This window comes from Candidatus Woesearchaeota archaeon (assembly GCA_026394965.1).
Taxonomy (GTDB): domain Archaea; phylum Nanobdellota; class Nanobdellia; order Woesearchaeales; family 0-14-0-80-44-23; genus JAPLZQ01.
Map to the genome: position 1 here is coordinate 1 of JAPLZQ010000004.1, position 7,363 is coordinate 7,363.

Consider the following 7,363-nt stretch of genomic DNA (forward strand, 5'->3'; position numbering starts at 1 on the left):
AAGCCGTGCGAGAAAAGGGCAGGACCTGCTGCACAGCATTGAGATAACTCTTGAAGATGCAGCCAAGGGAGTTAAAAAAGAGTTCATTCTTGAGAAGAGCGAGCAGTGCGCAAGCTGCGGCGGAACAGGGGCAGATGGCGGAGAGCTTTCTTCCTGCCCTGACTGCAGCGGAACAGGGTATGTCAGGAGCACCCGAAGGACAGCATTTGGGATTTTCAGCTCAACAACTGCCTGCAGGAGGTGTGGCGGCACAGGAAGCATTGCAAAAAAGCCCTGCAGGGCGTGCAATGGCAACGGCTATGCGCAGAAGAGAAAGAACATAGAAGTTGATATTCCTGCAGGAATTGAGTCAGGGGCAAACCTGCGGGTTGCTGGCGAAGGCGAAGCAGGCGCAAGAGGCGGGAGGGCAGGAGACCTTTACATAACTGTCCATGTAAAGCCTCATGATTTTTTCACAAGGCGCGGAAATGACATTTTCTGCAAGGTTTCAATCCCATTTGCAACAGCAGCTCTTGGGGGAGAATCTGAGGTTCCGACCATTGAAGGGACTGCAAGCATAAAAATTCCTTCAGGAACTCAGTCAGGCTCAAGCTTCAGGCTGAGGGGGAAGGGAATGCCCATTGTCGGGAGATACGGCTCAGGAGATGAATATGTTGAGGTTGTGATAAAAGTCCCCTCGACATTAAGCAGGCAGGAAAGGGAAGCGCTTGAGCGCTTCAGGGACTTGTCCTTTGAGAAATAATTTTGAAAAAATTTAGAAAAATAAGTTTTCTTATTCAGGATTATTCATACAGCGTCTTTGTATCCATCTTGAGGCTCTTTATCAGGTGAATCTTGTCCTTGACTGCCTTTTCCAGCTTCTCAAATTCAGGCACTGAGAATTCAATTATCCCTGATGAGGAATCGTTTGCAAATCCTATTGCTATGCTCTCCTTTTTCGGATTGAGCATGTCCTCGTTTATCATGACTTCTTTTATTTCAGTGTTGTTCTCAAGGCGGTAAAAGCCCTTTTTGCTCAGTGATTTTATCTTTATCTGCATTTTTTTCACCTGCATATCTAAGCCATGCACCTTTTGCACGGCTCGTATCCGGAATCGCTTGCTTCCTCAGGGGAGGAAAATGAAACTTTGCTCCTTGCTTTTATTTTCTTTCCAAGAGTGCATCCCTCCCTGTGGAAAATCTTTGCATTTTTGCTTGCTATGAACCTGTTTTTCTCCTTTTCCTTGTTATCTGATTTCTTGTTCTCTTCCTCTATTCGCGCGCATTCCTTCAGAAGCTCCTCTGCGCTCATTTCCTCATTGAGGACTTTGCTTTCCTCTCCTGTCTTTTTGGAACTCAAGTCCTCAATCTGCGAGATGTCAAAGATGGTGTCTTCTTTTTCCTTTGGGGCTTCCTGCATGAGAGGCGCTTCCTTCATCTCTTTGACCGGCTCAATTTTTTTTCTCTCTCTTCTGATTGCTTTTCTAGGATATGAAGATGTGATTATTAGTGCAAATGCATTGATTGCAATAAGAGCATATTTCCAGGGCACAGGAAGCCATACTCTTCCTGCAATGAATATGCTCAATGAGAACAGCATATTAAGCGCAAATAGCCCGAATATAAAGAGGTGGGAAAGATTCCATCTCCTATCTTTTGCGATCTCATAAAACATCATTGCATTCAAAACTGCGAAAAGGAAAAGCGCAATTGCCTTTACCTCAAGCACAAAAAACTCATTCAGCCCTAGCGGAAGGAGAAAAAAGTGCCCTCTCATAATAATTCCCAGCATTAGAATCTCTAATAGAATCAAGAAGCTTATTGTCCTCTTTTCCATCAAATCAACCCCCGATTTTTTAACCTGATAAGTTATTTCCTGCTTTTTTTGATACCTTATTGATATATAAACTTTCTTATTCTAAAGTAACTACATTGCTGCATCATTGCAGAATATACACAAAATATTTAAATAGGAAAATAGTTCCCTTTTGTCATCAATTGGGGGTGGAAATATCGAGGATACTATACTTAATTTCCTCACTGTAGAGGTTAAGCAGGATTACAGCATTCTGTTGCATAAGCAGATGGAAGTGAAAGGCGGAAGGGTTTATTTCCGGATTAAGAAAAGAATACTGAACAGCCCGTTTATCAGGACGCAGTTCGCGAGTTCAGGAAATCTTTCCGGGAATATTTAATTCTTTTCTTGTTATTTTTTACTTTTTTTGCTTACTTTTTCTTGCATTAAATAGTTATAGAAAATTATAGAATAGAAAATTGTGGAAAAATCCCTGAATTTTCCTAAACAACCTCGTATACAATGTCTCCTTTCTCATAAATCTTCTCGTAGTTGAACGGGCATTTAAGCTCGTACCTTGAAACTATAATTTCAACATTCCACTTGCGTATTATCTTGTCCCCTTCTGTGCAGTTGCCGTATTTCTGGGAATCATAGAAGCTTATTGCATCCTCAATCCTTTCTTCCTGCCTGTCAAAAGTTCCAAGCTGCGCAGGAAGGAGCGACTGCACCCGGTTTAAGGATGCCGGGTAGACTGCAGAATTCATGAAAACAGGAGTTAAAACAACTTTATCCTGAAATTGTCCTCTTATGAATCTCAGCGCAGCATAGTCATTGTCATATACAACCATCTCAGCATATTTCTTCCTGCTGTCCACTGCATCATACCTTGATGAAAAAACCGAGAAGAACACAAGAATTATAACAATTATCCCTATAATTTTTGATGCTGTCTTTCCTGCCTTAAGGACTTCTGCTGATTCTCTCTCAATAAATTTCATGAATTCGTAAAGCCCTATTGCAGAGAGAGGGACAAGCGCGATTAATGCGTAATATATCGCCCTCTGGTATGGCGCAAGCACGCTGAACTCATAATTGTTGAACAGGAAAGTCAATGCTGTTGAAAATATCGCAAACACAACTATGAATCTTTCATTGGGCTTGGCAAAAGCGGCATATATCCCGATTAGGGCAAGGATTGTTGCAGGTATTGAGTAAAGGTATGGCAGGAAATACTTTATCTCAAGCCCTGTCCAGCCGAGGGGGAAAACAAAAAAGCTTTTTATTGCGCCAAAAAATGAGGTATCTGGCTTTTTCAGGAGAAAAACCGCAAGAACAGAAAGAACAGCTCCTGCAATGAATATTCCAAGAATAAGTTTTTTTTCAGATTCAATGAATTTCCTTTCCATGATAAGGCATGCTAATGCCGGAAGCGCCAGTATTGCTGCAGAAGGCGGGTGTATTGCTGTTATGAGCAGGAATAAAAGCCCTGAAATCATGAATTTTTTCCTGCTCCCCTCTGAAATCCCTTCCATGAAAAAAAGCATGAAAAGGTAAATCAGCGGAAAGCTCATTGTCATTGGGGTGAAAAAGCCTATTCCGAGAAGGTTTACGCTGCTCTTAAGAGATGCGAAAAACAGGATGGAAAAAACAGCTGTCCAATATGATTTTGAAATCTTTTTTACAAGCAGAAAAAGCGCAATTGAGGAAAGCACTGCAAATATTGCAGGAAGGATTGAATAAAGGCGTATGAATGCATTTTCCCCAAGCGCTGCTGCAAATGGCGCCCAGAACATGTGAAATCCTATTTCAAGGTCCCGGTGAGGCTCTCCAAAATAAGGGTTCCAGTTTATTCTGCTGTTTGCAATTGAGATTATCTGGGCTGTGTGCTGCCATTCGTCTATGTGCATTGGGTAGCTGTATCCTGCGCTGTAGCTGTTTGTCCTGAAAAAGACAAATGCGAGAATTAAGAGAAGTATTATGATTCTAAGGTTGCTTGAATTGGAAAAAATCCCTTTCCTCTTCTCATAATCCCAATTGTCTGCCTTTTTTTTCATTTTTTTAATTTCTTATTACCCTCATTGCCAGTTATTTCAATTTGATTAATGCTATTTATAATTGCTGCTTTTTTTTGGGCTGAAAAGCCCTTAAGGAGATTTCCTTCAAAGCAAGCACGAGAAATTCCAGAATGTCTTTTTGCTTAAGCTTTGACTTTCCCTTTTTCCTGTTTGTGAAATTTATTGGAATCTCGGAAATCCTGAACCCTTTTTTCCCTGCTTCGCAGAGAACAGAAAGCAGAAATGCATACCCCCTTATTCCCGAATCATATCTTATTTTCCCAAGCGCGATGCTTCGGTATGCCCGCAGTCCGCTTGTGACATCCTTGATTTTTCCCCCTGTTGCCTTTCTTCCGATAAGATTTGCCAGTGCGCTCGTTATAATCCTGAAAGCACTCCATCCGATGATTTTTCCTCCCTTAATGTATCTTGAGCCGATAGCAATGTCAGAATCATCAAGCGCTTTTAGCAGAGCAGGAATATCTTTTGGGTTATGGCTGAAATCAGCATCCATTGTCAGTATTATTTCCGCCTTGAGCTTTTTAACTGCAAAATCAAATCCAGTTGCATAGGAACTCCCAAGCCCGGGCTTCCTGCTGTTTCTTATTACAAAAACTTTTCCCTTATGCTCTTTTTCCAGCTTAAGCTCCTTCTCGTAGGTGCTGTCTTTTGATGGGTCATTTATCAGGATTATCTTAATTGTTTTGCCATTAACACTCAAGGAAATAATTTCTCTGACTAATCGTTCTATATTCTCCTCCTCATTTTTTGTTGGTATGCATATTGCGCAAAGCATCTTTCCTTTCAAAAAGTTTCACCCTAAAAAGAATTTGCCTTCCAAATTTAAAAAACTGTTGATTCTTCAACGGAATTTTCCGCTGTTTTTAGCTGAAAATGTTGAAATAATCTGTTACAACCCCGCTGGAGAATATGATTATCCCAACGAATTCCTAGTGCAGTTTTTCATTGCACTTCGGGCATAGCCTTAAAGACGATTTTACCAGTGAGCCGCATTCAGGGCAGATTTTTACTCCCATTATCCTCTGCCATTCTTTCCTGTGCTTTCCCGCTTCCATCTCATATTTTCTTATCTCATTCCTGCTGGTTTTTATCTCTTCTTCGCTTTTCAGGTATTTCATTAGGGCAAGATGAACTTTTATCTCCTTGAGAAGCTTTTCTTCCATCCTCTTGTGAAATGCAGCCTTTCTCTTTTCTGAGAAAAAGGCAGGAATGCTTTTCTTGCCTATCCTTACCTTCAAAAGAACTAATGTAATTATTGAGAATACGATAATCCCTGCGCCTGATATGAAAATTATTATGAGCAATTTGTCCTGCACGCATTCGTGGCTTTTTGGCTTATTCAGGAATGGGCATGAGAATTTCCTGCACTTGTTTTCAGAAGCCATCTCATCTTCGCTGCATGAAAGGGGTGTGCATGAATTTTCAGAGCAGTATTCTTCAGGAAGGCATTCCTCGTTTGAGCAGCATTCATATTCTAAACATTTGTGCTCTTTTATGTATTGGCATTCAATGCATTTTACAGGAAAGCATAGTCCCCGCTCGCAGCTCATATTCTCATTGCAGTCAGATTCTCTCAAGCATCGTATTATGGGCTTTGGCATCACTGTTATGTTTTTAAGAGGGTAGCACCTTTCGTCCTGCTCAATTATCTTGTCCCCTTCCCTTTTGAAGAAAGTGAAGCAGGGATTGTAGAATAAGTATGTGTAGTTTGTTGCCTTTGGAACAGTCCCTTCCATTGCAACTATCTCTGTTTCAGAGAAAAGAATCTCTGTCTTAAGGTCATAATGCGCTATTTCGTTTCCCAAGATGTCCCTCAGCCTTATCCTGCTTATGTATATTGTTTCCCTTTCAGTGTTTGTTATGTTTATTCTCCACATAATCTTTCCGTCTGCAAAGCAGTGGAGCTCATAGCATTCATGAGTAATCAGGAAAGATGCAGATGCATCTGTGCTGCTGAGAATTGTGAAGATGGCCATTAAGAATGCGAAAACCGGAATCACGAATATTCTTTTTTCCATCTTTCTGCCCCTTTTTTGCTTGTTAAAACTTTTTTTTAGTATTCCTGGTATTTAACTGTTTTTGTTGAGGTTATAATCTCAGTTAATCTTCTTCTGTCTTTTCTCAGCAGCATAAACAGCGGGTCTGCTATCCAGAAAAGCACAATCGGGAATACCGGGAAGAGAATGATATTCCTCCCGAGAGCCTGCAAAATCCCTATCCTTTCAGGTTTATCCCTGCCGGAATTCCCTGCGATTGCAGGAACAACCCTTATTTTCAGAAGCATCTTTCCAAAGGTCTGCCCAAGGAAGAACTCCATGAGGGCAAAATACAATACGCATGCAAGCGACAGTCCTGAAACAAGATAGAGAATCTGGCTTGATATTTCGGGGTGGATTGAAAGGTATGAATAGCTTGCTGAAAATCCTGAACTTCCAATCTCTTTTTCCATGAGCTCGGCAAATTTGTTAAGCCTCCACTCAAACGGGAGCATTGCAGTAAACCTTAGAATCATTATATCTGTGAAAAAGGCTATTGCCCTTTCAATAATCGGCGCATCCATTACTATAAACCGTTTATTTTTTGTTTTTGATGAATTGGTTTTCCTGCTTTTCATTTTTTTACCGCTTCCTTTCTTATTCTTTCCCTATTATTTAAGATATGCTGATATCTCATTGTATTCTGCAACCGGCTTTTTCATGAGCAGGTAATCCTCACTAATTCTCGGGCAGGCCATGTTTACAAAGCATTCAATAAACGGGAAATTATCAAGCTCGCTGAAATCCAGGGTGTCAAAGAGGAGAATATAGCACCTTTTCCCAAGCTTCTCAATTTTTCCTTTTGCAAGGATTGCATTCCTGATTATTGACTGCCCCGGCTTTATTGATACGAGAAGCCCTATCTCATTTGAGCTGAGAAACTTGACAAGCGCCCCCTTTTTCTTCTTTATGACTTTTTCAACTTCCTTTTCATCCAGCTTTTCAAACCTCTTTGAGAACGGGTCAAAGCAGAAAACAGGCTTTTTTCCTGAAAGGGCGATTCCAATCGGGTGGAACTTTCCGCTTCCTATGTAAAGGAATGCATCAACTTCGCCTGAAATTCTTTCTGCCCCATAAGCGTCGCATCCAAGCACCTGCCCGGGATATGCAGTTCTTTTCCCTTTTCCTGTCAGGACAATCTTTCCGTTTTTTTCAAGCTCTTCTCTGACTTTTGGCATTTCCCTTATGTGCTGGACAGTTGTGAAGAGCCCGATTCTTTTCGGAAGCTTGGAAATTTCCCCTCCAGGAAGGCTTATTTTCACTTTAGAATGCGCTTCTATGAATATCTTCTGCATGCAGTTAATGAATCCGCTCTTGTTTAAAAATTTATACAAAAAACGGCGCTAAAATTCATTACAAAGAAATTCCAAAGGAATTTCTTGTGCCAAAATTCGCTTGGCGAATTTTTGGTACTTTAATTATGAGATATATGGCGCCGTTTTTTGTACAAAGAAATGTTTTACATTTCTTGTGCA

General features: G+C 40.8%; 9 protein-coding genes. 2 read left to right on the top strand and 7 right to left on the bottom strand.

What is annotated here, in order from left to right; all coding sequences use genetic code 11:
* On the top strand, nt 1-742 hold a 742-nt coding region (locus tag NTV63_00065), incomplete at its 5' end, for a molecular chaperone DnaJ (protein MCX6709339.1).
* 40 nt (nt 743-782) lie between these two features.
* Here the strand turns inward: NTV63_00065 and NTV63_00070 are convergent.
* Both NTV63_00070 and NTV63_00075 read right to left on the bottom strand, forming a co-directional pair.
* Nucleotides 783-1,040 (bottom strand): hypothetical protein, encoded by a 258-nt coding sequence (locus tag NTV63_00070; GenBank protein ID MCX6709340.1) that lies wholly within the window; start codon nt 1,038-1,040, stop codon nt 783-785.
* Nucleotides 1,041-1,057: 17 nt separating this feature from the next.
* Nucleotides 1,058-1,816 carry a hypothetical protein gene (locus NTV63_00075; protein ID MCX6709341.1) on the bottom strand — a complete coding sequence of 253 codons (759 nt, stop codon included), beginning with the start codon at nt 1,814-1,816 and terminating at the stop codon, nt 1,058-1,060.
* Between the two features lie 151 nt (nt 1,817-1,967).
* Here NTV63_00075 and NTV63_00080 point away from each other — a divergent pair, with 151 nt between their 5' ends.
* Nucleotides 1,968-2,174 carry a hypothetical protein gene (locus NTV63_00080; protein ID MCX6709342.1) on the top strand — a complete coding sequence of 69 codons (207 nt, stop codon included), beginning with the start codon at nt 1,968-1,970 and terminating at the stop codon, nt 2,172-2,174.
* 103 nt (nt 2,175-2,277) lie between these two features.
* Here NTV63_00080 and NTV63_00085 read toward each other — a convergent pair whose 3' ends face one another.
* The 5 genes from NTV63_00085 to NTV63_00105 all read right to left on the bottom strand — a co-directional run bounded on the left by NTV63_00085 (nt 2,278) and on the right by NTV63_00105 (nt 7,183).
* Nucleotides 2,278-3,831: a hypothetical protein gene (locus NTV63_00085; GenBank protein MCX6709343.1), complete on the bottom strand. Its 1,554-nt coding sequence runs from the start codon at nt 3,829-3,831 to the stop codon at nt 2,278-2,280.
* Nucleotides 3,832-3,886: 55 nt separating this feature from the next.
* The gene (locus tag NTV63_00090) at nt 3,887-4,639 is read right to left on the bottom strand and encodes a glycosyltransferase (GenBank protein MCX6709344.1); all 753 of its coding nucleotides are present in this window, start codon (nt 4,637-4,639) and stop codon (nt 3,887-3,889) included.
* A gap of 142 nt (nt 4,640-4,781) precedes the next feature.
* The gene (locus NTV63_00095; protein ID MCX6709345.1) at nt 4,782-5,870 is read right to left on the bottom strand and encodes a hypothetical protein; all 1,089 of its coding nucleotides are present in this window, start codon (nt 5,868-5,870) and stop codon (nt 4,782-4,784) included.
* 35 nt (nt 5,871-5,905) lie between these two features.
* On the bottom strand, nt 5,906-6,466 hold the full coding sequence (locus NTV63_00100) for an RDD family protein (protein ID MCX6709346.1): 561 nt from the start codon (nt 6,464-6,466) through the stop codon (nt 5,906-5,908).
* Nucleotides 6,467-6,499: 33 nt separating this feature from the next.
* The gene (locus NTV63_00105; GenBank protein ID MCX6709347.1) at nt 6,500-7,183 is read right to left on the bottom strand and encodes a diphthamide synthesis protein; all 684 of its coding nucleotides are present in this window, start codon (nt 7,181-7,183) and stop codon (nt 6,500-6,502) included.
* Nucleotides 7,184-7,363: the final 180 nt, after the last annotated feature.

What these genes read in the sequence shown, in the direction of transcription:
- NTV63_00095 (MCX6709345.1), bottom strand. Translation starts at nt 5,870, where the DNA reads ATGGAAAAAAGAATATTCGTGATTCCGGTTTTCGCATTCTTAATGGCC.
- NTV63_00085 (MCX6709343.1), bottom strand. Translation starts at nt 3,831, where the DNA reads ATGAAAAAAAAGGCAGACAATTGGGATTATGAGAAGAGGAAAGGGATT.
- NTV63_00075 (MCX6709341.1), bottom strand. Translation starts at nt 1,816, where the DNA reads ATGGAAAAGAGGACAATAAGCTTCTTGATTCTATTAGAGATTCTAATG.
- NTV63_00070 (MCX6709340.1), bottom strand. Translation starts at nt 1,040, where the DNA reads ATGCAGATAAAGATAAAATCACTGAGCAAAAAGGGCTTTTACCGCCTT.
- NTV63_00105 (MCX6709347.1), bottom strand. Translation starts at nt 7,183, where the DNA reads ATGCAGAAGATATTCATAGAAGCGCATTCTAAAGTGAAAATAAGCCTT.
- NTV63_00100 (MCX6709346.1), bottom strand. Translation starts at nt 6,466, where the DNA reads ATGAAAAGCAGGAAAACCAATTCATCAAAAACAAAAAATAAACGGTTT.